Annotated in this window: 25 protein-coding genes and 4 pseudogenes; 6 read left to right on the forward strand and 23 right to left on the reverse strand. The window is 42.9% G+C overall.

The window, feature by feature from the left end; all coding sequences use genetic code 11:
- Positions 1-88 precede the first annotated feature (88 nt).
- The 3 genes and pseudogenes from BC351_RS28130 to BC351_RS28140 all read right to left on the reverse strand — a co-directional run.
- The gene (locus BC351_RS28130; protein ID WP_079417256.1) at positions 89-691 is read right to left on the reverse strand and encodes a hypothetical protein; all 603 of its coding nucleotides are present in this window, start codon (positions 689-691) and stop codon (positions 89-91) included.
- A 247-nt stretch (positions 692-938) separates the two neighbouring features.
- Positions 939-1,319: a hypothetical protein gene (locus BC351_RS28135; RefSeq protein WP_079417258.1), complete on the reverse strand. Its 381-nt coding sequence runs from the start codon at positions 1,317-1,319 to the stop codon at positions 939-941.
- Positions 1,320-1,419: 100 nt separating this feature from the next.
- A pseudogene (locus BC351_RS28140) lies at positions 1,420-2,226 on the reverse strand (alpha/beta fold hydrolase); the annotation flags it as partial.
- Positions 2,227-2,278: 52 nt separating this feature from the next.
- On the opposite strand from BC351_RS28140, the gene BC351_RS28145 reads away from it, so the two are divergent.
- Complete coding sequence (locus BC351_RS28145) at positions 2,279-2,989, forward strand: MerR family transcriptional regulator (protein ID WP_079417260.1); 711 nt, start codon at positions 2,279-2,281, stop codon at positions 2,987-2,989.
- A 440-nt stretch (positions 2,990-3,429) separates the two neighbouring features.
- On the opposite strand, the gene BC351_RS28150 is transcribed toward BC351_RS28145, so the two are convergent.
- From BC351_RS28150 to BC351_RS28170, 5 genes are all read right to left on the reverse strand, one after another.
- Positions 3,430-3,675 carry a hypothetical protein gene (locus BC351_RS28150; RefSeq protein ID WP_079417262.1) on the reverse strand — a complete coding sequence of 82 codons (246 nt, stop codon included), beginning with the start codon at positions 3,673-3,675 and terminating at the stop codon, positions 3,430-3,432.
- A 173-nt stretch (positions 3,676-3,848) separates the two neighbouring features.
- Positions 3,849-4,205, reverse strand: coding sequence for a DUF6463 family protein (locus BC351_RS28155; protein WP_079417264.1), 357 nt, complete (start codon positions 4,203-4,205; stop codon positions 3,849-3,851).
- Positions 4,206-4,293: 88 nt separating this feature from the next.
- Entirely contained in the window at positions 4,294-4,878 is a 585-nt protein-coding gene (locus BC351_RS28160) for a hypothetical protein (RefSeq protein ID WP_079417266.1), read from the reverse strand.
- Between the two features lie 19 nt (positions 4,879-4,897).
- Entirely contained in the window at positions 4,898-6,073 is a 1,176-nt protein-coding gene (locus tag BC351_RS28165; protein ID WP_079417268.1) for an ArsA family ATPase, read from the reverse strand.
- A gap of 46 nt (positions 6,074-6,119) precedes the next feature.
- Entirely contained in the window at positions 6,120-6,593 is a 474-nt protein-coding gene (locus tag BC351_RS28170; protein ID WP_158082251.1) for a MarR family winged helix-turn-helix transcriptional regulator, read from the reverse strand.
- Positions 6,594-6,904: 311 nt separating this feature from the next.
- Between BC351_RS28170 and BC351_RS28175 the strand changes: the two genes are divergently transcribed.
- The 4 genes and pseudogenes from BC351_RS28175 to BC351_RS28195 form a co-directional block, all read left to right on the forward strand.
- A complete protein-coding gene (locus tag BC351_RS28175) occupies positions 6,905-7,507 on the forward strand; it encodes a TetR/AcrR family transcriptional regulator (protein ID WP_079417272.1) in 603 nt (200 codons plus the stop codon).
- Complete coding sequence (locus tag BC351_RS28180; protein ID WP_079417274.1) at positions 7,507-7,935, forward strand: DUF3995 domain-containing protein; 429 nt, start codon at positions 7,507-7,509, stop codon at positions 7,933-7,935. Before BC351_RS28175 ends, BC351_RS28180 begins: the two co-directional genes overlap by 1 nt.
- Before the next feature lie 36 nt (positions 7,936-7,971).
- Positions 7,972-8,277, forward strand: a complete 306-nt coding sequence (locus tag BC351_RS28185) for a YciI family protein (RefSeq protein WP_158082252.1) — start codon at positions 7,972-7,974, stop codon at positions 8,275-8,277.
- 1,390 nt (positions 8,278-9,667) lie between these two features.
- Positions 9,668-10,039, forward strand: a pseudogene (locus BC351_RS28195) (transposase); the annotation flags it as partial.
- 378 nt (positions 10,040-10,417) lie between these two features.
- Here the strand turns inward: BC351_RS28195 and BC351_RS28200 are convergent.
- The 13 genes and pseudogenes from BC351_RS28200 to BC351_RS28260 all read right to left on the reverse strand — a co-directional run bounded on the left by BC351_RS28200 (position 10,418) and on the right by BC351_RS28260 (position 23,803).
- Complete coding sequence (locus tag BC351_RS28200) at positions 10,418-10,879, reverse strand: hypothetical protein (protein ID WP_079417280.1); 462 nt, start codon at positions 10,877-10,879, stop codon at positions 10,418-10,420.
- 367 nt (positions 10,880-11,246) lie between these two features.
- Positions 11,247-11,732 (reverse strand): annotated as a pseudogene (locus tag BC351_RS28205) (Rossmann-fold NAD(P)-binding domain-containing protein); the annotation flags it as partial.
- Positions 11,733-11,784: 52 nt separating this feature from the next.
- Entirely contained in the window at positions 11,785-13,917 is a 2,133-nt protein-coding gene (locus BC351_RS28210; RefSeq protein WP_079417282.1) for a heavy metal translocating P-type ATPase, read from the reverse strand.
- Positions 13,907-14,278 (reverse strand): ArsR/SmtB family transcription factor, encoded by a 372-nt coding sequence (locus BC351_RS28215; RefSeq protein WP_079417284.1) that lies wholly within the window; start codon positions 14,276-14,278, stop codon positions 13,907-13,909. The genes BC351_RS28210 and BC351_RS28215 overlap by 11 nt, the downstream gene beginning before the upstream one ends.
- Before the next feature lie 190 nt (positions 14,279-14,468).
- Positions 14,469-14,642: pseudogene (locus BC351_RS44165) on the reverse strand (IS110 family transposase); the annotation flags it as partial.
- A 637-nt stretch (positions 14,643-15,279) separates the two neighbouring features.
- Positions 15,280-16,392, reverse strand: a complete 1,113-nt coding sequence (locus tag BC351_RS28225) for an efflux RND transporter periplasmic adaptor subunit (protein ID WP_244209205.1) — start codon at positions 16,390-16,392, stop codon at positions 15,280-15,282.
- 27 nt (positions 16,393-16,419) lie between these two features.
- Positions 16,420-17,289, reverse strand: a complete 870-nt coding sequence (locus BC351_RS28230; protein WP_079417287.1) for a carbohydrate ABC transporter permease — start codon at positions 17,287-17,289, stop codon at positions 16,420-16,422.
- 18 nt (positions 17,290-17,307) lie between these two features.
- Complete coding sequence (locus tag BC351_RS28235; RefSeq protein ID WP_079417289.1) at positions 17,308-18,210, reverse strand: carbohydrate ABC transporter permease; 903 nt, start codon at positions 18,208-18,210, stop codon at positions 17,308-17,310.
- A gap of 23 nt (positions 18,211-18,233) precedes the next feature.
- Positions 18,234-19,706 carry an ABC transporter substrate-binding protein gene (locus BC351_RS28240; RefSeq protein ID WP_079417291.1) on the reverse strand — a complete coding sequence of 491 codons (1,473 nt, stop codon included), beginning with the start codon at positions 19,704-19,706 and terminating at the stop codon, positions 18,234-18,236.
- A gap of 215 nt (positions 19,707-19,921) precedes the next feature.
- Complete coding sequence (locus BC351_RS28245; RefSeq protein WP_144028557.1) at positions 19,922-20,662, reverse strand: hypothetical protein; 741 nt, start codon at positions 20,660-20,662, stop codon at positions 19,922-19,924.
- Entirely contained in the window at positions 20,659-22,101 is a 1,443-nt protein-coding gene (locus BC351_RS28250) for a sensor histidine kinase (protein ID WP_079417295.1), read from the reverse strand. The genes BC351_RS28245 and BC351_RS28250 overlap by 4 nt, the downstream gene beginning before the upstream one ends.
- Before the next feature lie 3 nt (positions 22,102-22,104).
- Entirely contained in the window at positions 22,105-22,761 is a 657-nt protein-coding gene (locus BC351_RS28255) for a response regulator transcription factor (RefSeq protein WP_079417297.1), read from the reverse strand.
- 592 nt (positions 22,762-23,353) lie between these two features.
- Complete coding sequence (locus BC351_RS28260; protein WP_079417299.1) at positions 23,354-23,803, reverse strand: MerR family transcriptional regulator; 450 nt, start codon at positions 23,801-23,803, stop codon at positions 23,354-23,356.
- A 172-nt stretch (positions 23,804-23,975) separates the two neighbouring features.
- Here BC351_RS28260 and BC351_RS28265 point away from each other — a divergent pair, with 172 nt between their 5' ends.
- Positions 23,976-24,827, forward strand: a complete 852-nt coding sequence (locus BC351_RS28265) for an aldo/keto reductase (protein ID WP_079417301.1) — start codon at positions 23,976-23,978, stop codon at positions 24,825-24,827.
- A 249-nt stretch (positions 24,828-25,076) separates the two neighbouring features.
- Here the strand turns inward: BC351_RS28265 and BC351_RS43590 are convergent, their stop codons facing one another.
- Positions 25,077-25,166, reverse strand: coding sequence for an immunity 53 family protein (locus BC351_RS43590; protein WP_244209204.1), 90 nt, complete (start codon positions 25,164-25,166; stop codon positions 25,077-25,079).
- Positions 25,167-25,545: 379 nt separating this feature from the next.
- On the reverse strand, positions 25,546-25,881 hold the full coding sequence (locus BC351_RS44445) for a CAP domain-containing protein (RefSeq protein WP_244209190.1): 336 nt from the start codon (positions 25,879-25,881) through the stop codon (positions 25,546-25,548).
- Positions 25,882-26,291 lie beyond the last annotated feature (410 nt).

The raw sequence follows: 26,291 nt of genomic DNA on the forward strand, positions 1-26,291 counted from the left end.
CTTCAGTTGCATTTTACCCTTTAACTGAACAGACTGCCAATAAGTCTTTACAGTCTATTCTTGTTAATAATATTGAGCTCTTGTTACGTTAGTTCAGCACCTTATTTTTTATCCAAATATTTTTATATAGGTCGGCAATTGTAAGATTAACTATACCAACATCTTTAATGTTATCTTCATTTGGTAATTCACTCAAAAAGAATGTGAAAGAAAAACAATCTCCATCCTTATAATTTAAACCACATTGACCTGTTAGCTGAGCGTTGTATGTTTCTCCATTATATTCGGCTGTCAATATTGTAGTTGAAGATGTAGTGAAGGAATGAATGTTGATCGTCTCATGGTGGAGAGCAGAGATTAGCGTTGCACCTGATAAAGAATATTGTCCACTTGATCTAAATCCGATATCAAATCCTCCATTCTGTGTCACCTTGAGCCATGATATGTAAATCCTATGCTCTCCATCATTATAGATCACTTTTCCAATGTTACTTTCTAAATCTGACAAATCGACTTCAAGTGAATACCTTCCATCTATCTGGTGACCATTTTTATCTGTAAATTCTACTGTATTGTTTGCAAGAAAAGCCATCCCACCAAACCATAAGCTGAATAACCCCGATGACCATAGAATTGCAACCGTTACTGTTATAAAAAGTAAGGTGATGTAGAGCATCTTTCTAGCTTTCATGTTTATTAGCCTCCTCTCGTATGATTGGATGCATAATCCACGTTTATTACAAATATTTGTGCAAACGACGCTGATGATCTAACCTCATTTACGGCATATTATATGTCAGCATAACTAGTTAGACGCACATAAATTGGAAAAAGTTTCTTTATAAAATTTGTTGCAATTCAACTATCCTGCCCGAAAACTGAGCAAAGGGATGCCACGTGGCATCCCTTATGATATTGAACTATTGTTCTGCGTTACTTTAGTTACCCTCAGTTGCACTTTTTCCCAATTTCCACTTCAAGAACATATTGATATCATCAATTGAATCGAGGATTCTCCAGTTATATTGATGATTCTCACGGAGTTCTCTAAGAACAATCGGTTTAACGATATGTTTTTCTAACTTTCCTTTTGTTCTAGCTATGTAAGCAAACCCCAAAACAGCATTTGCTCTAACGGCAGGAGATTCATGATTTGAGAGCTGAGCACATATGTCTTGAGCAAACTTCCAATTGGTGTGGTTCTCACTTACAGAAAGGGGAAGTGTCAAAAGCTCGTCTAATTGATTTCTATTCAACATTTCTTTTATTTCATCATTGGAAAGAACATCAAGTGGTTTATATATCCGTTTTTCGTCCATGTTATCTCGACCTACTTTTGTTTTTTTCCTTCATTAATTCAAGGTAGCCGCCACGTTATCCTGCCCGTTAGTTCAATAAGAAAAATATAGTTTAATGAGTTTATTTTAATTTTTCAATCAACCAAGCCTTTAACAATGGCAGAACTGTTAATGGTTGCATTGCTTTGGTGTGATCCATCTCATTTCCCTTTATTATTTCTACATTCCATCCCCAGTGTTCTAATTCTTCTTTATTTTTCTGTAAGATACCTACAATATCAACTGTAACGCTCCCAAAGTTTTCTCCATAAACAATTGTATCTTTCTCACCTGCAAACGTCAGTTTTGGAATAGATAATTGATGTTGAATTTTTCGATCATCAAAATCCATTAAATTTTTGTACATTGTTACAAATTGTTTGGTTTGATTCGTGTCAATCTTCACCTTTATGTTATCCCAATCGATCTCTTCTGGACTTTCAATGTTTTCTTGTTCATCGAAAACAGGAGAATTTTGATTATCCAAAGCCTGTTGGTACGTTTTATTGGTAACTACCATCATTTCTTTATATGGGCCATCCAATGGTGGAAAACCACCCATAATTAAACTTTCTAATCGATTTGTCCTAATGGCTAATTGTAAGCCAACTAAAGCCAACCAAGAGTAACCATAATAGCTGAACTTATTAACGTTCATTTCATCAGCAATTAATATCAAATCATTTACAATGTTATTAGGTGTAAGATTCTCTGGATTCGGGTTTTTGAATCGATGTCCTTCATAGTCAAAATATAAAACTTGAAACTCGTCTAACAGTCCCTCAATAAAGTGTTTTCCTAGCTCAGGATCAACTCCCCACAACTTTAAGTTTTCGGCTTCTTGGCCAAAAACAGATTCTTTAGCTACAGGCAGCATGATTGTTTTAAAATTATGTTATTGTAGCACTTGAAGCTTTTACTTTAAACCAGGAGTATTAAAAATGGATAAATACACCCCAAAACACATTGCGGAAATTTTTAATATCAGCACAACAACCTTGAGAAGATATGAAGAACAAAATCTCATCCCAGAGGTACCAAGAACGAAAAGTAATCACCGCATCTATACATCGGTTCATTTCCAAGCATTTAATGCTATTAGAACTTTGTTAAAAGGGTATGAAATCCCCATGGTTTATGATGTAATGAGAATGATTAAGAAAAAAATTTTTGATACAGCTCTTTGGTTAGTAAATGAACAACTATTCCATATACAAGTAGAGAAACAAAGAGTGGAAGAAATACTTATTATGATTCAGACTACTGATTTTAACCAATTTAAAAAAATAAAATTAAAAGAATTTATGAGTATTGGAGAGGTCGCAGAGATAGCAGTCGTAAATACTTCAGCTATACGGCATTGGGAACACGAAGGGTTAGTTCATTCAGAAAGAAACAAAAACAACGGTTATAGGATGTTCACAATGCCTGAACTACGTAAAATTCTAGTCATTAGCAGTTTGAGAAAAACCGTTTTTTATATTGAAAATATGAAGAAGCTTTTACATGATTTAGATACACACAGCTATGGTCAAATCGAACGCTCTCTTCAACTTGCTTTGGAAAATCTAAATGAACAACATTTTCTTCAATTTAAAGGCATCGAAGAACTGATGAAATATATAGAATTAATAAAAAAAGAAATCATATAAAAAGAGATAAACAACTGTTTATCTCTTTCTTTTTTACACTATTCAACAATATTTATAAATTGTTATCCTTCTTGCACTAACCTCCCGTTACTTCAATCATAGGTATCCTTTCCAGGTATTTCTATATCCACCTCATTCACTCCCGAACCCATCTGTCGGGAATGAGATCAAGTTCTTGTCAAAATCGGGAATGGGATCAAGTTCTTGTCATTGGCTCGTGACAAGAACTTGATCCCATAAAATAAAAAAACCGCGATTTACGCGGTAATTAATGAGATAATGTTCTTGTCACCCGACACTTCTTCTTGACAAATCGTTGTATGAGAACATGGATTCTACAAAAAGTACAACTTCTTTTCAAATTTGATCACCTAAATAATGGTTAATCAACAGGCGTTGGTTTTATACGTTAGCTGTACCTCCCCTTCGTAAGCATACAATTAATCTTCAACAGGGATCTGCTTCAAATTGTATCTGTCGTTCCCACGTTTCTCAGAATTATCTTCTTCCAACCGGATGATAGCCGCATCAAGCAGAGATCTGAATCCAGATAACGCTTCTTTTTCCACTTGACGAAAATGAGCTCTTACATCCTCAGGCACTAATCTTGCCACTACGATGTTCTTCATATCCTCGAAACAGTGCGCGATGCTTTCTAGGTCTTGTATGGTTGTTCGAATGCTCATGATCCATTTCCTCCTTCTTAATTTAGTAGTTACTCCTCATTCGCCGATGTAGATGGACATAGGTTTCCTTATACTATCTACCTCGCTTCTCTCCAACTTTTGTATGGGGATTTTTTCACATCTTTACTGGAAGCGATGCTGGTACAAGCATGCGGAGCGATAAAGATTGACGCTTACTTGCGCATGACAATGACTGCCTGCGGGATGACGAGCCAAAAGCCGGATACCGGCAATAATAATACACCAATCAAGCTAAGCACCAACAGGTGGACACCAACGAATTTCGGTAAGTCCACTCCCATGACCTGAATAAGCCAGCTCATCAAGCGGGCAAGCATAAACAAAAGGAGACCAAACAACAAGAACCAGAAAGCGGCAGCTCTGTTAGCATGCAGTTGGGGTTCAATCGCGTTTATAAAACCGCCATTCGCGATATCAATGATCTGCTCCCAGTAAACGATAATTCCGACTACCGTGTGTATCACAGCTGTCCAAGTGAGCATCACACCACTATGTTTTTTTAATTTCATCTTAATCATTTCTCCTCTGTCGATTTGCTGATTATTTACGCAATTCCAAAAGAATAATCGGGACGAACGACTGAATCATCATCTGGGATCATCCGTGGTTGCTTTCTGCCCGTTTCTTGATCGCTTTCAGCATCATTCTACGAATGTAAGCACTGCCAGGATAAATGATCGCCCAGTACAGAGCAAACTTCACCTTAGCGGCACTGCCTATTGTTTGAACCCTCGTTTCTGTACGGAGAACAGTGTTCCCGTTCAGTTCTCCGTGCTGCACACTGAAGTTCATAACAGATCTGGCATATCGCGAATCGATAAACTTGGTAAAGTCGACTACTGACTTCAGCTTGATTGGCAAGTTACCGACAGGTCTCCAAAACTTACCGACGACACCGACGACAAATTCAAGGTTCTGTTCTTCCTCCAGCAATAGAAACCCATATCGCTCCATCTCTTCAACATATGGAAGTGTATCTGCCAACACCTTTCCTCTTTTACCCATTAGCAAGGATGGAAGCGTACGGATCGCAAACAACAGACGCAATAGCGGAATTTCAGTCGCTGTCACCTCACGAATCGCTCGATATACGATTTCCTGCTCCGCGTGTATGACAATCTCATGGCGCTCTCCAAACTGGTAATCGGGCATGTAACGGTCGATCATCATGTTCATCTTCATCTTCATCCCCTCTGAATGCTTACGATTCTACGACATGGCCAAAATGTATCATTAGTACACCCTCTGCAAGACGTGCGGACTCCACCTGGCGTCCCAGTAAGACCCTAGGCAGTGCAACGATCCGTTTATAACTGCCGACCTGTAACGTCAATTCATCACCTTTTTGATTCAATTGGAGTTGTCTCTTCTCGGTAAAAGGAAGTGAGATTCGAAGCTCATAACCTGACTCTATCTTCCTCACTTCCTCCAATATGCCTCTGTGTAGAATTGCCCCGCATTCTCGTTCATGAAAAGCTGCGGCCGCAACGCGCTCAAGCATCTCCTTGCCAATGACTTCCAAGGGCATCAATGGAACCCTCAAGATCGGTAGAGGACTGAAGCAATGGGTAATTTCTTCTTCGTATCGGTTCTGTATTAGTTTCCACTGCGCGAAATACCCTTCGGCCGCTTCTTCGGACATCACTTTATTGACAATGACCGCATCAGTGTGAAACCCATATAAATTTAGATTTGTAAAAGCCCTCCGCGCTTCGGAGATGACCATTTTTTCCGGGTTCACGACGAGACGAATGCTGGTAATTTCGGGATCGGAAATTACCAGTTGCAGTTTTTCCAATTTATCAACAACTTGGATGAAGCTATCCATAACGTCGTCGCTGGGCAATTCCAAGCCCTTGGTCACTTTCATAATCGGGCGTGCCAGCTTGAGAATCTTGCGTTCGTAAGGAAAAATATTTCGAACCCACCAGCGAAGCAATTGGGGATAGCTAAGCAACCGCAGAGTCTCTCCAGTCGGTGCGCAATCCACAATGATTGCATCGAACTGCCCACTTTCTACATGCTCTTTAATTCTTAGCAAACTGAACAATTCTTCAAAGCCCGGAAATACCATCAGCTCTTCTGATCCGATATCGTCTAAGTTGGCCCAATGCATAAAATTTGATAACCAACTGCGTACGTTTCCCCAGTAGCGTTGCGTTTCCTTTAGGCTATCGATTTCTTGTGCCCACAGTCTCTCACTGACTAATGTCGGTTCGTGCTGGAGTGGAATCCCCAGAGAATCCGACAAACTATGGGCGGCATCGGTGCTTAAGACGATCGTTCGGTTTCCTTCGGCTGCCATTTGGTAAGCCGTTGCTGCGGCGATACTGGTTTTTCCAACGCCGCCTTTACCTGTGTAAATAATTATACGCAAAAGCGCACCTCCATTAGTACGATATCGTAGTATTTACGCAAAAAAATTATTCGATTTTAATTTTTCTAGACGTCGGTGATTTCGAAGACCCGGCTGGATCCAAATTCTGCTGTAAAGCTTTAGCCACTTTCAGCGAAAGATGAATAAATTGTTGAAGTTCCTCGGCTGTCAGGGCAAGTTCAATACGGCCAAACATCGTATTCATAGTACTGAGGGCCTCTTCGGCGATTTGCTCCCCGTCTTCAGTCAAACGATTGACGATGATTCTCTGGTCTTGCAGCGATTTCTCTCTATAGATGTAGCCTTTCTTCACAAGCCGTTTGGCAATACTGGTCACCGTGCTAAGCGGCGCGCCTAGGTGATCGGCCATTTGGGACATCGTCAACTGCTCATAAAATTTCAGCAACAGCAATGCGGAAAAATCTGAACTAGTGAGCTGAAGTTCCAAATGTGTTGTGTCAGGAAACATACTGAGTGGACGAAGCCCATTTTTAAAAATAAGTTCAAAAAGCTGTTGCATGAGCATCCCTTTCTTTTTCAATAAACTACGATATCGTAATTAATAATGTCAATTTACTACATCTTCGTAGTAATGTCAATCTCTTTTGTTCAACCTACATATTGGAATTCTATAGAGGTTATATTTATGAGGCTACTCGGTTGTCGACAGCAGATATCATTGCAGGGAGCCATGTTTTTTGAATTAGCATCCAGATCGTAGTATTGGCGAAAGATCTTATTGACAAAAAATAAAAGAAGCCTAAAATTATGATTGTAGTCAATAAATGACTGTGGTCATTATTTCATTATTGTGTGGAGGTGTTCCCTGAAATGTTGCGGAATGAGAGAAAAGTGGAATTAAAGGAGCGAATTTATTTGCAATCCTTGCAGTTATTCAAGGAAAAAGGATTCGATCAGGTAACAATTGAGGAAATTACACAAGTTTGCGGGATTGCGAAAGGAACGTTCTTTAACTATTTTGCGAGAAAAGAAGCGGTTCTCTTTCATATTGGCAGTAAGCAAATAGAATCTGTTCATGAAAGTATGCGTCAATACGTCCATATGACCGATCAAAAAGAAAAACTTATCCTTATCTTTCACCATTTGTTTGATCAATATGCCGCGTATCCCGATATGATTGGGCTAACCATCTCTGAAATGATGCGCTCCATGCTGCTGATGCGAGAAGAATTAAATTTGGTGAAAAAATTCCAAGATGTTCTGATGTCCATACTCGAAGAGGCCAAGAAGAGCGGTCAATTGTCCGAGCATATGGATTGCGCAGATGTCGCATCTGTATTAATCGGGATCTATTTTCACTCCATCATGATTTGGGTTTCCACAGGCGAGGGAATTCAGAGGCTCGAAACGATTTTCCGACCCAAATTTGAAGTTGTTTGGGAAGGGATTCATCCAAGAAGGGATGCGAGCTAATGGTTGGATGGTTAGGATTTTCCTCGCTACTTTTGTTTGGTATCGGGTGTCTTCATGTATATTGGGCACTCGGTGGAAAATGGGGGATGAACGTCGCCTTGCCTACTGCAGTCTCATCGAAGCAGCGTGCTTTTGTTCCAGGTAAAATGGCGACGCTCCTTGTCTCTGTCCTTCTGTTTGGCACATCGCTTTTACTCTTGGTGCAAGGCGCAGGACTAGCTTCTACTCATCCTTATCCTATAGTTCGATGGGGCTGCCGGATCTGCGTTCTCGTATTCGGTCTTCGAGTGATTGGTGATTTTAAATACATTGGATTGTTCAAAAAGGTACGGGACTCGCGTTTCGCCAAATTTGATTCGTATTTGTTTGTACCACTCTGCTTGTGGCTCTGTTTGAGTTTTTATGCTGCACTTCGAATGGGTGGATGAAATTCCCTATAAGAGGTTATTTGGAGGATGGTTGGAATGAGATTTTTAATCGTATTTAGTCAAGGAAATAACTGGGAGGAAGGGGTTCTATTGATTAATCAACGCTTCATTTCTGAGCATATCGCTTATGTTCGACAAATGTTTAATCAAGGGAAGATTGTACTTGCAGGTCCATTTCTTGATAGCTCGGGAGGAGCGATCGTAATGGATGTTGGAAGTGAAGAAGAGGTCCGGACATTAATTGAGAACGATCCCTTTGTTACTAATGGAATATTCGACTTCCAAATCAAACCTTGGAAAAAATTTTTTAGCAAGTTTGAGGACATACCTGCAACTTCTTGATTAAAGGCAATCGAATCAATTTTATAATTCCAAAGCCTTACTAGGGGTTCCGCTCCATGCCCATCATGCTAAGGGAAATGCTACCCGCCCAAAACGAAATAAGCTATTCTTTTTTGGTAGATTCAACCACGAAAGGATAGTTTTTTTATGAACCTAAGTATTGCAGAAGATCTTCATTTCTTTTCACAGGAATTAACACGGCATCTGTCCTCTTCTTCCCTTGCTGATTTGGCAAAGGCGATAGGATTTGTCACTCGTTCAAGTAAATTTGAGCCCAAGATTTAGTGGCAGTATGCGTTTGGCTAAGCCAACAAGTCGGGACAACATCTCTTAGGTAATAGCAATTTTTTATTCTCAAATAATATCTGGTTTTTTCTAATTTCGTTTTCCAGTTTTACGGTATACAAAATATTATGCTCTTCACACCATAAACTTTGAGAATTTACTTTTTCTATTGCACTGAGTTTTTTTACGTTTGTGGTTTGGATCAATTTCATATGAGTAATTAACAGCAACAAACTCCTCTTTCCCACCTTTCCATTTAATCCACATATCAAATGCTGATTTTATGGTTTCCCATTTAAAGGGTAAATGATCTCTCTAGGTTTCTCACAGAATGTTAGAACCATTGTATTACTGCCAAGGTTTTCCTTGATTACAGGAGTTTACATTTTCTCTCTCCTATTCAACATTATCTTCGGCTAACTTACATGAATATTCCAAATATTCATAAATTCAATTATTTTATTGAAAATCTTTCTCGAAAAAACACTGCTTTTGTCGTATTTTTGATTTGTTTTCAATCTTACAAAAGGGCTATTTTAATGTCATTGTATCTCTACCGAGCAAAAAATCTCCGCTGTAGTTAAGGGGTTGTTTTTATTGTCAATAACGGTAAAAGGGAGTGGTTTAATGTCATTGAATCGTGACAATAAACCACCCCCATCAAGTCGGAAAACCTTTGTTAGATCTAGGAAATCAATGATCCCATTTTAATGTCGCTATACATGAAATTGTTGTCTAATGCACAAAATATCCCTATATATGGATTATTTCAACATAGTAACTGACATTTACCAAAAAATTTTCTTCATTTTACATCCTCCTTTTACCCGTTTTTTTATCAATTATATCTTTCCGTATTGAAGTAGTCTGCCGTTACTTTAATGAACACCAAAAAGGAACTGCCCTCATGGCAACTCCACGCTATCGTTCACCGTTAGATTCCTGTAGATGGATAAATTTCAGCTTTGTAAAAAAAGGAGCGCCTCTGTACGATGGAAGTACGCTACGGGTCAAAAGCCCTTTAATTCCATCATTCAGGAGGACGCTCTACTATGAAGTTTAAATCACAAGATAAGCAAAATCAACTCATTGAAAACATTACCGTATAAGGGCAATTGCCCTAGCTGGTATTTTAGGAGAAGCTGGAGATCTTAGAGGTTATGCGCACGGGAACGCTTTACTCCACCACGCAGGACTTAATATGACCGAAGCAAGCTGGGGTAAATCGAAGGGACAACTGAAGCTCAGTAAAAGAGGTCGTCCACGTCTGCGTCACTTTCTCTTTTTAATTACGATGTGTATGGTCATGAGTAACCAAGAATTTAAAGCCTTACATCACCATAATGTTCAAGTGAAAAAACTCAAAAAGATGAAATCTATTATGAAATTATGTGGAAAGCTAGCTCGACTCTTAGTAGGAATGGCTCGTAGTGATGAAGCCTACAACCCAAATAAAATCTTTGCATTAGCAGCTTAAATATAAACCTTACTTCACGCAAGTTGGCGTATTCGCAGGATGACATAGAAAGCACGGAGTATCGGGATACGTTACGCAAAAGGGCTCAGACCCGTTCCGTTAGAAAGACCGGCCTCCATCCCTTAGATAGATGTGACGAAGGAATGTAAGGGCTCAGACTAGCCCCGACATGGGAGTGAAAATCGCTAAGGGCACCGTGGGGTATGCGTGCAGCATTGGAATGAATTGGGTGATTCAACTCCACCTCTGTTCCCGCATGCCTTTTTAACGTCACGTCCTAATATTTCTCGCTCTCTTTCATTCATCATCGATACCTAAGGGATGAAATCCTGCGAATAGACGAGCTTGCGTGAGGAAATCAAATCATACCGAGGGAGCTTAGTTGGCAGGAATATCGAGTTCTTTACGAAGTTGATTTACGGTCTTTTCATTTTTTTGGTATTCCTCTTTTCCTTTTTTAAACTTTTCGATTATTTTCAGTGATTCTTCTGTCCGTTTGAGATACTTATCGTCGTTATACCTTACAGCAGCTTCTTTCAATTCATTGACAGCCATTGACCAGGTTTCAATGGCTAAATCTAACTGCATGACGAAATTCTCAGTATCGTCAGGATCAGCTTCTAGTTCGAGCTTTCTTGTTTCATTACCGAGACTCTTAACTTTAATACCTTGTTGGTTTTTTGCATCTTTATCTTCTCTTGTTTGGTTAGGCATCGCATCCAATAAATTGTGCTCAATAGTTTCCTTATCCTTAGCTACCTTAGCTAGAGCCTTCAGAGGGGCAATATCTTTTGCAGCTAGTGCGGAAATAGAAAATATACTTCCCTCCTCTGTTGTCATACTTTATACGATTCCATTACTTGGAAGTTGCGTTAAACTGCCCGTAATGAAGTCAGCTGAATCATTCGTTTAATTGACTTCAAACTGTTTGTTTTTCCTATCCCGTTGCATGAGCAAAGCCATTAGTAAAATGCGATCACAAATTTCAATCCCTGAACCTATAGCACTTCCCGAAATGGATTCCTGAAAAGTGAACACTAAATATGTATTGTTCTGCTTCTGTGGAGAACATATCATTTTTATGTCTTCCTTCGGTAATCTGTGCAACTTCTTGTCTTTCGGAAAGGACAAGAAGTTGTATCCATAAAAATAAAAAACCGCATAAACCGCGGCATCTTATGCATATATGTTCTTGTCCTCGAGCAGTCTACTCAAGTAGGAACCCTCTTTGTAGGAATAAATATTTCGTTGAATTCCACAGTGTTTTTTGCATAGCGACATCTCCACCAGGGTGTACAGGCGTAATTGGCTTGCCAGTTCCTACTTGAAAATACCCCTCCGTCACCCCATGGTATTCCGGCTCTACGGCTAAACGAGTAATAATGTCTGCTCCTTTACTCGGATCTCCGAGATGCAATAACTTCAAGATCCGTTCAAGAATAGGGGCAAACCAAAGCTCACGTCCAAGGCCCGTTACATTGAAACCTGGATTTAGTGCATTAACCGTGACTCCAGTTCCAGCCAATTGACGCGCCAGTTCAGCAGTAAACATAATATCAAGCAGTTTTGTTTTTCCATAAAGCTCAGAGGAACCTCTCATCGTAAAAGTAGATGTATGGGTCAAGTCCTCGGGCAGCTTAAGTTCACCATGTCTGCGTGATGCTTCAGAAGCAACATTCAAAATTCCAATTTTCGTTTACATTTCCTTCACGGCCCCAGTTGCCGTATTTAAAGCTCCAATTAATTTAACTTTGTTCAGAGTCTTTGACTTGTAGCAATCGTAAACTATTCAGTGTGACAATTAAGGTTGCACCCATATCTGCAAAAATAGCCATCCATAGCGTAAGCCAACCCGGAACGATTAACAGAAGTGCCACCACTTTAATTAAAAGCGAAAACGTGATGTTTTGCTTGATGATTGCGAGCGTCTTTCTACTAAGACTCATTGTGTAGGGCAGCTTGCTTAAATCGTCACCCATTAATGCAATATCAGCTGTTTCTAAGGCCGTATCGGTGCCAGCTCCACCCATCGCTATACCTACAGTGGAAGCAGCAAGAGCAGGTGCATCGTTTACCCCGTCACCAACCATGGCAACATTGCCGTACTGAGAGCGAAGCGTTTTAATGTAATCTAATTTATCCTGTGGCAAGAGCTCTGCTTTGACTTCTGCAATGCCTAATCGCTTGCCGATAGCATCTGCAGTCGCTTTATTATCACCGGTGAGCATGATAGTTTTCTTAATTCCAAGCTCATGAAGCTGTTGAATGACGGTTTTGCTGGAGTCCCGAACTTCATCGGCAACAGCGATCAAGGCTAACGCCTCATTTTCGGTTCCAAGTACCATGACGGTTTTACCTTGCTCCTGCAAGCGATAAATCTCTGTAGCAACTCGTTCTGTCAAACCTTCCGGGTTCAGCTCATCAAATAAGCGCGGGCTTCCAATGTAATATGTGATTCGGTGAATAACTGCTTTTGCTCCTTTCCCTGTGATCGAGGAAAAATCCTGAGCTTCCCATTCTGTAAGATCTAGGTTGTTATCATCGGCTTTACGAACGATTGCCGAAGCTAAGGGATGTTGAGACCATTTTTCAATCGACGCCGCGATGCCGAGTAATTCGGTTTCTTCCTTGCCTTTTAGCGTAACTATTTCGGTTACAACGGGCACACCTTTCGTAAGGGTTCCAGTTTTATCGAAAGCTATTGCCGTAAGCTTGCCAGCTTCTTCTAAGTGAATACCACCTTTAATGAGCACACCGCGTTTTGCTGCATTGCCAATTGCTGTTACAATCGATATCGGAGTTGAGATAACAAGAGCACAAGGGCAACCGACAACAAGAAGTGCTAATCCTCTATAAATCCAATCCCCCCAACTGCCACCAAGCAGCGGCGGAATAACTGCGATAACAAGTGCCACAATCATTATCGCTGGCGTATAGTATTTCGCGAACCTGTCAACGAACGCTTGTGAAGGAGCCCGCTCGGCTTGTGCTTCTTCCACCAGGTGAATGATTTTTGAAATCGTTGTATCTTCAACCGTTTTCGTTACTTGTACTTCAAGCAAACCTTCTTCATTGAGCGTACCTGCAAACACTTCGTCATCGATGGTTTTACTTACTGGAATCGATTCGCCGGTAATAGCTGCTTGATTGATGGTAGACGCTCCCTTAATAACGACTCCATCCATGGCAAGCTTTTGCCCAGGTTTTACGATCATGATATCTCCAACCTGGATTTCATCGACGTTAACCATAAGCTCTATGCTGGTGCGACGAATGAGTGCTTCTTTTGGTGCAATGTCCATCAGCGAGCGAATGGATTGGCGAGCTTTCTCCATCGAATACCGCTCTAATACTTCACTTATCGCAAATAAAATAACAACTGTTGCCCCTTCGCCCCATTGCCCAATCGCTGCAGCACCAATAATCGCGGTGGTCATTAACACGTTCATATCAAACTGAAAACGGACGAGGTTTTTGACACCCTTAATAAATAATTCATAGCCCCCAATGACAATTGATGCAGAGTAGAAAATAAACGAAAGCGAATGTTCTTCTCCCAAAACGTAGCCTGCAGCAAGCAGCAGAGCGGAGAGAATCACGTTCCAGTTTTCCTTCCAAAACGGATCCTTCTTATTGATCACCCGCTCTTTTTCAGGAGTCACTTTCAAGCTTTCAAATGCCCCTGCCTTTTCTAATTCCTCTACAGAAGTGGTGCCAAAAACGGTTATTTTGGATGCTCCGAAGTTTACTTGAGCATCCTGAACACCAGGGAGATTTTTTACGTTCTTTTCAAAAATACCGGCACAGTTTGTGCACGTGAATCCTTGAACGCGATACACGTTTTTATCTTCTTCTTGCTTTGGAGTATTATTTTCCAACTGTCATCATCTCCTGACTATGCGTAGAGGCAAGCTTGATGAGCTGCCGCACATGTTCATCTTCCAAAGAATAAAACGCAAGCTTTCCTTCTTTGCGATACTTTACAAGGTTTAGTTTTTTTAACGTTCGCAGATGATGCGAAGCTGTTGCAAGCGAGGAACCAATCACATTTGCCACGTCACAAACGCACATTTCATCTTCCTGACATAGAGAAAATGCCACTTTCATTCTCGTTTCATCGGCAAGCATTTTAAACATGTTCGCCATACCTGAAATATCTTGCTGCTTCAGCGAGTTTTGCACCCGCTGCACCTTTTCTTCATCAAAACAATACAGTTCACATGTATCTTTTTCAGTCATTAAAGCACCCCCACATCAATCAAACGATCTTTTGAGTATAGTTTTATCATACTCCCGATTTTTTATTCAGTCAAATGCTTATTTGAATGTTTTCGTTAAACCTGTTGTGTTAAGTTTTGCTTTCTATCTTACATCTTAGAATTGGTTCAAAAAATTAGAGCCCAACATCAATTTCTGATGTGGTCCCATTCTTGCGACCTGGAACATTCTTGATATGTGGGGCATTAACAACAAGTGTCTGAATATCCTCAAGTTCCAACAGATTGTAGACCTGTTTCCAGTATGCTCCTGTGCTTGCCATAGCGGTGTGAGTACACCCCTTAGCCTTGAGCCAATCGATATGCAAGATTAAATCGTCGGTCATCCGCATACATGACTGTTAGCGACGTCCATTCGTAAGACTCTCCTTACGGCAACAAGTATGAAGGTCTGGTGTAACAACCACATCCCAGCGTTCAACGTTACTTTTGTCATATTTTCACGATGCAACAAAAGAAAGCCATCGAACCGTTGGGCTCGACGACTTTCCATTTTTGAAATTCCGCCGCTCATTCTCTCTAAGCGGTTATTTGCGTTATTAGAGATACAGCGGCAGAACAATAGAACCGCCAAGCGATTGTCACAAGGCGGTTAAATTTAAATTTATCTTCTAACTAATTCTAAATAAACTCCAGCAGCATCAATTATTAATTTATCTTAGTCTATAACATAAAACTCATTGCCTTTACTTTTCCATGGTCTAAATTATAGGTATGATGTTGAAGGTTCCACTTTACTTTCAGTAGTAAGGGCAATGAAAGCAAAAGGTGTATACAAGAACATACCGACTCTTTTGGATCGTCAGAATTCCAGTAATTATTTCCGTATTTCTTGATAAAAAAGATAAAAAAAGGTGAAATGGTTTATTACTGAAATCATTGAAGGCAATTAATCGTGTACTTCGATTTTTCTTCTCCAAAACAATGTGAAAATCAATTTTTAGCCACTTTTGTGTCGGATGTCTACATGCGAATCTTGTTGCCCTCCTGCAAGGGTTCACTACTTTCTATAATGATAGATTCCTGCTCAAACAGTCCGCCGGTGACGGCAGATTGCGACGCATTGGCATCATCAACCGTGATATAAACTTTTCGAACATAAAAGGCATTACCGAGCGGCCCATCCTTCTGCTCAACACCAAATACATATTTCTTACCACCTTCATCATGAATGGCCGCATTAGGTACGAGCACCACATCCTCCAGTGTTTGGAGCAGATCAACCTTGGCTGCATCACCCTCCTTAGCAGCAGGGTCTTGAATGGAGAGGATAAGCTTCCTTATGGGAACCGTGGAATTCCCAGTTGCTCGTTCCCCGATATTTGAATTCACAGGATCACCATCCTGAATGCTCTCGATCTGGCCCTTCATTTGTCTGGTTTCCTTGCCATTCACGTGCACATCCAGCTCATCCCCGGCCTTGAGCTGGGTAACTGCCGGTGCTGGCAATGATAGCTCTAACATTAAGCCCAGACTTTGATTCGAAATCATCACATCCGGTCCGCTGGAAGGAAAACCTTCCATTGCGTTCACTTTGGTTACGATTCCCGCAAAGGGGGCGACCAGCTTCGAGTTCTCCTTTAAGCTGATCTGCAGTTTCTGAATACGCCGCTGCTGAGTCTCGATATCAATCTCATGACTTTTATAGGCGGTTGTTGCGTTATTGATTGTTTTTTCATCCCCGCCTTGAACGGCCTCCATTAAGGCATATTGCAAACTGCCCGTGGACAGCTTTAATTTGGTAAGACTTCCTTGTTCATCCTGAATCTGCTGTTCGATGTCCTTGCCGTCATAAGTGATGAGCGTCTGTCCTTTTTGCACCACTTCGCCTTTCTTGACCGCCACCTCCTTCACTTTCCAGCCAGAGGTACTCCTTAGTTCCGTCTCCGCTTTCCATATTAGAACGCCGGAACTCTGAAATTCGTGACTCAGCACGCCACGGCTCACCGTGAGAAGCGCTACCTTCGGCAAGGTTAAAGACATTAACGTATTGCTGAACAAGGTGAATAAGATCAGCAGCCCAATAAACACGCCTGCGATTACAGCGATTGTTTTCTTGCGCCCTGCATGTTGCACTTCCAATGTGATCACCCCGTGAATGAACTACCCTTTAATGCCCGATAATTGAATGCCTTCAATAAAATACGACTCCGCATATAAAAACAGCAATACCATGGGAGCCATATACAACGCCGATGCAGCGAACGCCACGCCGCGGGCCCCCTCATTAATTCGTGACAAGTATATAGACAATGGCTGTTTGAAGGCATCCTCTAAAAAGATCAGTGGCTGCTCCACCATGTTCCAGTTATCCACGAACAGCAGTACCGTCAAGGCCGCCATGCCCGGCTTGATAAGCGGAAGCATGATCGAGTAGAAAATCCTCAACTGTCCGGCCCCGTCCATTTTGGCTGCCTCTAGGTAAGAATACGGAATATATAGCATGAACTGCCTTAGCATAAACACACCGAACGCACTGAATATTCCCGGCAAAATAATCGCAGCAGTGCTGTTCATCAGCCCCAGCTTGTCCGCAATAATGTAATTGGGGACAAGCGTCACCTGAAACGGCATCAGCATCGTCATTAAGTATACGATGAACAGCTTCTCCCTTCCCCAGAAGCGGAACTTGGCAAAGGCATAGGCTGCTAGTGAAGCTACAACGACCTGCCCGATGATGATCGGCAGCACGATAAAGACAGAATTCCAGAACATGTGCAGGAAGAGAGGTTTATGTACCAGCACTTCCCCATATTGGCTCAAAGAAACCCAGTCGGGAATCAGCTTCAGGTTAATAAAACCGTTCTTCCCCCCTGCTGTAACGTTGACCATTTTCCCAATAAGATGATAATTATAGTCAATTTCGCTCTCCGTCATGACAGAGTTCGAGAATGTGATTAGGATTGGAAATAGCATGGCCAATGCGAAGATACTCACCACTACCGTCAACGCTACTTTGCGAAACAAAACCATTATGCCCACGGTCCTTCCTTATTCCATAAAGCTCCGGAAGCGGCGTTCCATCATCAGCATGACACTTACGAAGAGAAGGATTCCGGCTACCATGAGCGTAGCTGCCGCCGTCAGCTTTTGTACATCCAGTGACATGAAAATGTTGTTCATATAATGCTGAAGCATATAAATGCGATCATGCGGATAATCGCCAGCAATCAGGTACGTCTCCCGGAACACTTTGAAGGAGTTAATGATCGACATTAGAACCACAAAGAACATCGTTGGCGTCAAATAGACCCATGTGATATGTACCCACTTATGCAGCCCATTCGCCCCTTCTATTTCCGCAGTCTCATAGTAATCCTTCGGAATACTTTGCAGGCCTGCGAGAAATAAAATAATGTTGTAGCCGATGTTCTTCCATATATACACCACCACCAATACCACCATGGACCACTCCGACTTCATCCAATCCATCCGTCCCATATGCAAGTGCTGCAACCACACATTCAGGGTTCCATTCCAATCGAACAGGATTTGCCACATCATCACGATCGAGGCTACCGGAACCACCAGCGGTAGTACAAAAGCAGTCTGGAGCCAGTTCCGAATAAACAATCTCCGGTTGAGCAAATGCGCAAAGCAAAGGGACAGCGCAATAAGGAGCGGAACGCTTACTCCCGTAAAGAGCAGCGTGTTGGCGGCTGCCTTGCGGAACGAGCCTCTGGATAGCACCGCCTGATAGTTATCGAGGCCTATGAACGTACCGTCGATGGTACTATCCTGGAAGGAGTAGAGCAGCCCCGTGGCAAACGGTATGAGATAAAATACGGAAAATCCGATCAAGCTAGGTGCTAGGAAAAGAACCGCAACCATCCACTCTTTGCGTAGCAGCCTGATTCCTCTGATCCCCTTGATCCCCTCACGTTTTCCTGTCATCTATTGCCCTCCTTCCCTTGCTGCTACTCATTCAGACAAGTAGTTACTCTGTTCTGAATGAGCCTGGCTACTTCGTCAGCCGACTTCTGACCTGTGAAAAAAGCCTGTGCCTCCGCGGTGATGATCTCGTCAATTTTGGAGGGCTTGAATTGTGGCGTGTACATCGCTCCGTTCAGGAATTTCCCCAAATCATCAATATCCTGCTGTGTGATTTTGAAGCTCTTGCCTTTCATCGGCCCGATCGGTTGATCAGACTGGATGGACCCTTTTTGAACCAACGCTTGCGCTTTTTTCGAATAAGAGGCTTTATTCAGCGGAAATCCGGTACCGTCAGGTTTACTCTGCATTTCATCCGACAGCAGAAACTTCACAAAATCCCACGCCTCGGCTTTTACAGTTGAACGTTCATTCAGCCCAATCGTCTGGTAGGTTCGGAAGGAACCACCCGGATGCTGCGGATCGGCATTTGGACTCAAATAAAGCTTCGAGGTATAGGCATTGCCACCAGTAATGAATTCACTCTTCCGCAACTCCTCGATATAAACCTTTGGTGAGTTGATCAGAGCGGTGCGGAACAACGGGAAGCGTGCATCTGTACCGACTACTTTTTTATCGTACAACGTTTTTACCAGTTGAAGTAGGTTGGTAAAGTCGCTGGATACAAAATTGGCGCTCCTCTGCTCCAGATTGATGAAAGTTGCATATCGTTCATTCACAAATTGCGTGGTCATATCCTCCGGTGTGCTTCTGCCCAAAGCATACTGGTGGTCCTTGTCGGCACCTTTAGTCATAGCCTGGGCTATCGTGATGAACTGCTCCCAATTCCACTTGCTGTCATCGAATGTCACGCCACTCTTCTTAATAGCATCTTCATTGCCCATCAGACCATAGATAAAGAACCCGATTGGCAAGCCGTACATTCCACTGTTAACCTTTATCCCTTCCAGAATGTTCGTGAAATACTGTTCTTTTTTAAAATCAGGGTCATGGTCCATAATGTCACCAAGATTGGCCAGCATCTTTCGCTTCACATAGTCGCCAGACGAAAGCTGATCCATCTCGATTAAATCAGGCCCTTTTCCCGAGAGCATCGCTGTGCCCGTTGTTTTCACGAATTTCTCTAGATTCTCTTCCAAATGCGCATCATCCGTCTCAACCGATCTCAGATCAATTGTAATGTTAGGGTGCTTAGCTTCATATTTTTTCTTAGCTTCTTTAAAGTAATCACTCGGGAAAAAGGTAGAGAACACCACGGTTTTCTTCTCCGTAGTGGAGGGTGCGCCCAAGCCTCCCGGCTGACCTGATGAGGACGCCGATTGATCCGTTGGCAGCTGACCAGTCTTCACTTCACCAGCGCCGCCGGCGTTACTGTTTCCTGCACTGCTGGCTCCCCCATTATTTCCTTCGGCGCTCCCCTTAGGATTTCCAGTACCAGCACTGCAAGCAGAAATGGTTAATACGAACATAGCTGTCAACACTAGCATGACTTTTTTCATAACGTATACTTCCTTCCGTTTCTTTGATAGTGTTCTTGACTCCCCCTTGCCGGGTACATTAACATTATAGAGAGCGGATATATCATAAGTGAGATAGAGTTATATAGAAGTTGTAAAGTTTGAAGCGCGGGTGGCAGCACGCAAAAAAAAAGGCTGATTCCAAGCCATATTCATGACTTTGAACCAACCTTCTAAATAGATTAAGTTTAATCCCTCTACCGTTTGGAATTATAACTTAGCAGGGCCATGACATCCTTGCTGAAGCCTACGACTGCATCACTGCTGTAATTAACCACGACACAATACTTCAGGGTCTTGTTATCCTTGCTCGTATAATACAGCTCCACATTGGAACCCCAACGGGTCATATCGAGCTGCAGGGTTAACTCAGTCAATGGATAGCTTCCATGTTCTTCTACAAAACGATCGGTAAGATCAAATACCCTTTTTTCCGAATAGCGCGACATAACTCTGCTTTCCCGGTAGGAACGCAGAATTTTTAACACGTCGCCATTCTTGGCATTTAATACAATATCATAAGACTCTTCAGGAACCTCCGACGACGTCAATGTCACATAATACAGTCCGCCGGTAATAGCTTGGATATCGCTGGTAAACTGTTGCTGGGACATGCCTTGCGTGACCACCAGCCCGGCAACCTGACTGGTCTCTTTCAGCAGCTCCTTGAGCTTGTTCTGATCGACAGCCATAATCTCGAACTGCGCATGATCAAGAGCCAGCTTTTTGTTCAAATATTTGTCCACCGCTTGTACACTCAGTGTCTTAACCGCATCCTGGGACAGAACCCCTTCGTACTTGATCTCACTGTTCTTATGCTCCTGCACGATTTTTTTGATCATCACGGTATCCTTGGGAAAACTGTTGAACCAGCCTTGGCATCCTGTCACCAGCACCAGGATAGCCGAGTAGAGCAAAAGCATCATATATTTTCTCATGGACGTAACTCGCTTTCCGCAACAGGGTTCGACGCAAAGACAACTTCCACCGTTGTCCCTTGCTGCACAACACTGTTTACCCGTATGACAGCACCGTGTATACCGGCAACATTTTGACAAATCGCCAGACCCAGACCTACGCCATTACTGCTTCTTGTCCTGGATTTATCCGCCATAAAGAAGGGCTCGAATATTTTGTCCCGATCCTCCTCGCCAATTCCGATACCCTGATCAATAACGGCAACAATATAATTCCCGCCCCGCCAATACGCACGCAGTGTAATCGTCTGATCCGGCGAAGAGGCTTTGAGCGCATTATCCACGAGATTGAAAATCAGCACCTTGATTAGATCACGCTCCAGGGGCAGCTCCCCTATTTCACAATCCAGCACAATCGCCACGTTCTTCTCCTTAGCCATGACCTCTAGCGCGGGCTTTATATCCGTAATAATCTGGCCGAGATCCTGCAATTCCATCTGAAACTGTTCCTTCTGCAACAAAATCAAATCCATCAGTTTTAGTGACAGCGACTCCAGCCGCTTCCCTTCGGAATAAATGACATTCAGACCGTCCACGAACAGCTCTTCATTGTATTTTGTCGTCCGCAAAAAATTGGCATACCCGATAATCGAGGTCAGTGGCGTTTTTAGCTCATGCGTAAAATTATTGATAAACCGTTGCTTTTCCTCGTTATTACGCTCCAACTCGTTGATTTTATCTTCGACAACCTCCGCCATCTCATTGAAATTAGACCCCAGAATACCAATCTCATCCCTTGATTTCAGAGTGACGCGCTCCGAGAAATCCCCTTGGGCAATGACTTTCGCTGTGCGGTTCAGGCGGTCAATGGATCTTGTCAGCCCTCTGCTCACGAAGAACATAATCACCATAAACAAAAGACAGGCCGCCAAATCGACTTTGGCAAAAAAGCTGATCTGGTCTATCCGATCCTGATATACCGCGGTAACATCTTCCATGTAGGTGAATACATATTTTTTATGATTAATATCTGTAATGTTCGAGGTAAACAGAATCGTCCGGGCATCAATCTCCAGCAAGATAGAATGAATGCTGTCCTCATCCAGATTATCCAGTTCGTTCCGTGCCACGGGCATTGGGAAATCGGAGTTATTAAACACCGTACGCTGCGAATCATCTGTAATATCCATATATACGCCCTGATCACTGTTTTTTTCTACAAATTCATTGGCAATACGAGTCAGGACCATCTTCTCATAATCAATCGAATCATAGATTCTCAGAATCGGCACGATGGCATCCACGCTGGAATGAATGCTGATGTTCTGGCTTAGAGCCACGTTAATTGCCTGTCCCAGCATTTTGTTGTGGCTGCGTTCAATTACCAAAATGGAAGCAATGTTAAAGATAATGACAAAAACGAGAATCGAGAACAGATATATTTTCTGCCAAAACTTCATCCATCAATCCTCCAGCCGATACCCGATTTTGTAGATCGTCTTGATCTGCTCCTGCAATCCTAGCTTCTTGCGCAGCGATTTGATATGCATGTCTACCGTTCGAGTCCCTCCATAATAATCGCCGCCCCATACTTTATCCAGAAATTGTTCCCGCGTCAGGGCGATATTCTTGTTCTTGAGTAGGACCACCAGCAGATCATACTCCTTCGGTGTCAGCTCCACGGGCTCTCCTTGAATCACGACTTCTCTTTTATCAAGATCCACTTGAACATGCTGAAATTCCACCACTCTGTCTTCATTACCATATCTGCGCAGCACTGTCTCTATACGGGCCAGTAGCTCGATCGCTTCAAAGGGCTTGACCATATAATCATCAGCACCCAGCTTCAGACCGTTCACTTTATCGTAGACCGAGTTTTTCGCTGTCAAAAAGATTACAGGGGTGCCGTAAGGCTTAATTTTCTCCATCAGCTCAAATCCGTCCAGATGGGGAATCATCACATCCAGCAAAATCAGATCGAACTTCTCCCTCTTGAGCATCTCGAATGCCGCCAGACCATCATATACCTCGGTGGTGGCATAATTCATGAGGTTCAGATTCATCTTGATGATTTTGGATATATGAACATCGTCTTCAACGATCAGTATCTTCTTATTCATCCCTATCATTCTCCTGAACAAACTTATATTCGTAATTCTTCATGATTATATATGAATAGAAACGCAATTGTACAGCAACAAGCCGCTTCCCTAGTAGGCAAGCGGCTTGTGCGTTTCTCGCTTAAGCGTTTACGTCGTCATGGTCCGTTCCCGTAATGATCTCATGACAATCCTTGATATCCTGTTCCAGCTGTTCCGATAAATCTCTGTACAAATCGCATTACCCAGTGGCAAGTGAACCGGCGGTGTCTTGGCATTGGCTAGTTGAATGCCTCGCAATTTCTCGCGCCATCGTAAAGCGGGGCTGCGGCGTTCGTTTTACGTTTTCCACCCCTGGTGGCCCGAACCCCCACAGAACCCGGCGTGCGGGTTTCCCGCACCGGGCTCTTCAGAAATAGTTTCACAGCATGGCGTAAGATTTCATCCGATCAGGCGGGATAAAAATCTTCGGTCGCAACAATGGCAGAACTTGTCATACTTATCCGTTTGTTCAATCTAGACTGATATGAATCTTGTTAGTTCATTGCAAGCCAATCAAGAGTTTTAAACCAAGGATTTTCTCCAAAACGGTTGATGTGCTCATGAATATCTCTCACGCCTTCCGAACAGAGGGCGAGTAAAATACGTCAGCATGCATATGCTGAATTTTGTCCCAGTTACCGGGATTGGTCGTGTCTGGAGTGCGGTGCTCCAGAATGGCCTGATATAGGGCCGTTTTTTGTTCTAAATGCGCAACGTGCCGTTTGGCTTCTTCGAGCTGAATTAGAGCCGCTTCTTTATGCTCCATCATGAGTGCGAAGCGTTGCGGGATGGTCGAATCACCTTCGAGACAGAGATCGATATACTTTTTAATGAATTCAATCGGCATCCCGGATTGCTTGAGGCATTTGACGCCATGCAGCCAGTTGATCGATTCATCGTCGAACATCCGAATGTTGTTTTGATTGCGCTGTACGCTTGGCACCAGACCTTTATCCGTGTAAAAGCGCACGGCGTGCTCGGTGAGTCCCGTTATCTGGGCGGCTTCTTTGACCGTATGCATGTGAAATCCTCCTTGAAAATAAATTTTTGATGACGGCTTGACTTCGTGTAACACGAAGGTTCTAAGCTTATTGTAATGCAATTCAGCCGTAAGTGGAATCACCGTTGCAATGCCCGATTCCCGAGATACGCGCCGTTTGCTGTTATACATTTAAACACTAGGAGGAGTTAAAATGCAAAACGTAACATTGAACAACGGAGTGAAAATGCCGATCATCGGCTTCGGTGTCTACCAGGTTCCCGATGCTGAAGAATGCGAGAACGCGGTATATGAAGCGCTGATGGCCGGTTACCGCCTGATCGACACCGCCGCCGGTTATCTGAACGAGGAAGCGGTCGGACGCGCGATCAAGCGCAGCGGCGTACCGCGTGAGGAGCTGTTCATCACGACTAAGCTGTGGGTTCAGGATGCCGGCTACGAGAGTGCCAAGCTGGCGTTTGCCAAATCCTTGAAGAAGCTACAGCTCGACTATCTCGATCTATACCTTATACACCAACCATTCGGCGATTACTACGGCGCATGGCGTGCGATGGAAGACCTGTACCGCGAAGGCAAGATCAAAGCGATCGGTGTCAGCAACTTCCTGCCCGACCGTCTGATGGATCTCATCGTGCATAACGAAATCGTACCTGCCGTCAACCAGGTTGAAACGCACCCGTTCTACCAGCAGAATGAGAGTGCCGCTTTTATGAAAGAGCAGGGAGTGCAGCACCAGTCGTGGGCGCCGTTCGCTGAAGGACTCAACAACATGTTCGGCAACGAAGTGCTGGCCTCGATAGCAGAAAAACACAACAAGTCCTCCGCCCAGGTCGTGCTGCGATGGCTTGTTCAGCGTGAAGTCGTTGTTATTCCAAAATCGGTGAGAAAAGAGCGGATCGTCGAAAACTTCGACATTTTCGATTTTGAGTTGAGCGCAGACGATATGGAACAGATTTCCTCCCTCGATACACGGGAAAGTCTTTTCTTATCCTACCACGATCCGAAATTCGCCAAGATGCTTGGCACCTTGAAAGTCGATCTGTAAACCTTGATCGAACCGTAAACTCATCACGATTTTACACTCGTCTTTTAAGAAAGGACAGGGCACCGCTGTCCTTTCTTTACTTGAAGTGCAAATTCTAAGAACAGCAAAACTGCTGCTACCGGTATAACAAAATCTATACTCGCAGGTAACACACAGAACCACCGAGACCTCTTGAACTATCCTGCCCGTTCAATGAAAACGGGAACAGATGCCGTCCGCAGCGATCTGCTCCCGTTTTTAAAATAACGTTCACCGTTCTACCCAATCTTTGAAGATTAATAGAATTTCCCCTAAGTTTTTAGGACCACAACGCCCTTCAAAGTACCCTTCTTTATTCATATTGAAATCCCCCCTTCCACTTCCTTGGATGTGGAAATTGCATACCAGTAGGAAGAATTTTTAGTGCTTCATTAAAATTATTTACTCCTAAATTATCATATTCCCAAACATATTTTTGATTATTTCTTTGATTCTTTTGGCACTCTTCTGCCATTTAGTTTGAATAGAAAAAAAAGTGACCCACAGCAACGGGCTGAGGGTCACACAGTTCAGGCACTAGAAAATATTCCGTCCCGCCTTCATCTACCGGAACCGACAGACGATGAGATAAACGGGTATCTTTTTATTATTTGGTCAATATCCACTCCGTAATATCCTCCAAAACTTCTGCAGACACCTTTTGTGGGATTTGATACTCTTTTTTGAAGTCCTTGACCTACTATCCTATAAATTCCTGAACCCACTCACCATTATAGTAAGCTATCCCGATTTGGGTGTAGCTGCTATTCAGGATGTTGGCACGATGGCCAGGACTGCTCATCCATTGGTTCATCACTTCCGTCGGGCTCGTCTGGCCTTTGGCGATGTTTTCCCCTGCAGAGTTATATGTGACACCGAATGCAGTCATCATATCAAACGGGGATCCATAAGTCGGAGACTGATGATCAAAATAATTATTGTTGTACATATCCTGAGCCTTAGCCATCGCTACTTTCGAGAGACTGCTGTTCAAGCTAATGGAATTCAAGCCTGCTTTCGTTCTTTCTTGATTCACCAGATCCAAGACTTGCTGAGCAGATTGGGATGGATTTACGGACTGTTGAGGATTGGCGGACTGTTGCGGATTTACGGCTTGATTCGCTGGGCTTTCTGCCGGTGCATAGTTGCCTTGGAACCAATCCAGCCAATTCGAAGCGTCATTGGGTGCTTGTTTAATCGTAATCGGTGATTTCCCTGCACCCGCAGTAGAAATGGATGATGCTTGAGTTATGACGTTGAAGCAGCATTAGGAGCATGAGTTTCAAGCTTCATTTGTTTAGCATTCATTTGATTGTTAGTCGAATTATTACTTGAACAACCTGTAACGAGTAGTAATGCTGCTATTATGACCAATGGTTTTATAACAATCCCTCCTGAACCGTCAAAGTAGTAATGTTATCAAATAAAGGTTTTGTAAAGTTCCAT

It is taken from the genome of Paenibacillus ferrarius, assembly GCF_002027705.1.
Taxonomy (GTDB): Bacteria; Bacillota; Bacilli; order Paenibacillales; family NBRC-103111; genus Paenibacillus_E; species Paenibacillus_E ferrarius.

Coding starts and splice junctions, on each gene's coding strand:
- BC351_RS28135 (WP_079417258.1), bottom strand. CDS start 1,319: ATGGACGAAAAACGGATATATAAACCACTTGATGTTCTTTCCAATGAT.
- BC351_RS28250 (WP_079417295.1), bottom strand. CDS start 22,101: ATGAAGTTTTGGCAGAAAATATATCTGTTCTCGATTCTCGTTTTTGTC.
- BC351_RS28200 (WP_079417280.1), bottom strand. CDS start 10,879: ATGACAACAGAGGAGGGAAGTATATTTTCTATTTCCGCACTAGCTGCA.
- BC351_RS43590 (WP_244209204.1), bottom strand. CDS start 25,166: ATGAATAAAGAAGGGTACTTTGAAGGGCGTTGTGGTCCTAAAAACTTA.
- BC351_RS28240 (WP_079417291.1), bottom strand. CDS start 19,706: ATGAAAAAAGTCATGCTAGTGTTGACAGCTATGTTCGTATTAACCATT.
- BC351_RS28265 (WP_079417301.1), top strand. CDS start 23,976: ATGCAAAACGTAACATTGAACAACGGAGTGAAAATGCCGATCATCGGC.
- BC351_RS28160 (WP_079417266.1), bottom strand. CDS start 4,878: ATGAAGATGAACATGATGATCGACCGTTACATGCCCGATTACCAGTTT.
- BC351_RS28260 (WP_079417299.1), bottom strand. CDS start 23,803: ATGCATACGGTCAAAGAAGCCGCCCAGATAACGGGACTCACCGAGCAC.
- BC351_RS28230 (WP_079417287.1), bottom strand. CDS start 17,289: ATGGTTTTGTTTCGCAAAGTAGCGTTGACGGTAGTGGTGAGTATCTTC.
- BC351_RS28170 (WP_158082251.1), bottom strand. CDS start 6,593: ATGCAACAGCTTTTTGAACTTATTTTTAAAAATGGGCTTCGTCCACTC.
- BC351_RS28150 (WP_079417262.1), bottom strand. CDS start 3,675: ATGAGCATTCGAACAACCATACAAGACCTAGAAAGCATCGCGCACTGT.
- BC351_RS28215 (WP_079417284.1), bottom strand. CDS start 14,278: ATGACTGAAAAAGATACATGTGAACTGTATTGTTTTGATGAAGAAAAG.
- BC351_RS28235 (WP_079417289.1), bottom strand. CDS start 18,210: ATGACAGGAAAACGTGAGGGGATCAAGGGGATCAGAGGAATCAGGCTG.
- BC351_RS28155 (WP_079417264.1), bottom strand. CDS start 4,205: ATGAAATTAAAAAAACATAGTGGTGTGATGCTCACTTGGACAGCTGTG.
- BC351_RS28145 (WP_079417260.1), top strand. CDS start 2,279: ATGGATAAATACACCCCAAAACACATTGCGGAAATTTTTAATATCAGC.
- BC351_RS28180 (WP_079417274.1), top strand. CDS start 7,507: ATGGTTGGATGGTTAGGATTTTCCTCGCTACTTTTGTTTGGTATCGGG.
- BC351_RS28130 (WP_079417256.1), bottom strand. CDS start 691: ATGAAAGCTAGAAAGATGCTCTACATCACCTTACTTTTTATAACAGTA.
- BC351_RS28175 (WP_079417272.1), top strand. CDS start 6,905: ATGTTGCGGAATGAGAGAAAAGTGGAATTAAAGGAGCGAATTTATTTG.
- BC351_RS28255 (WP_079417297.1), bottom strand. CDS start 22,761: ATGAATAAGAAGATACTGATCGTTGAAGACGATGTTCATATATCCAAA.
- BC351_RS28245 (WP_144028557.1), bottom strand. CDS start 20,662: ATGAGAAAATATATGATGCTTTTGCTCTACTCGGCTATCCTGGTGCTG.
- BC351_RS28185 (WP_158082252.1), top strand. CDS start 7,972: ATGAGATTTTTAATCGTATTTAGTCAAGGAAATAACTGGGAGGAAGGG.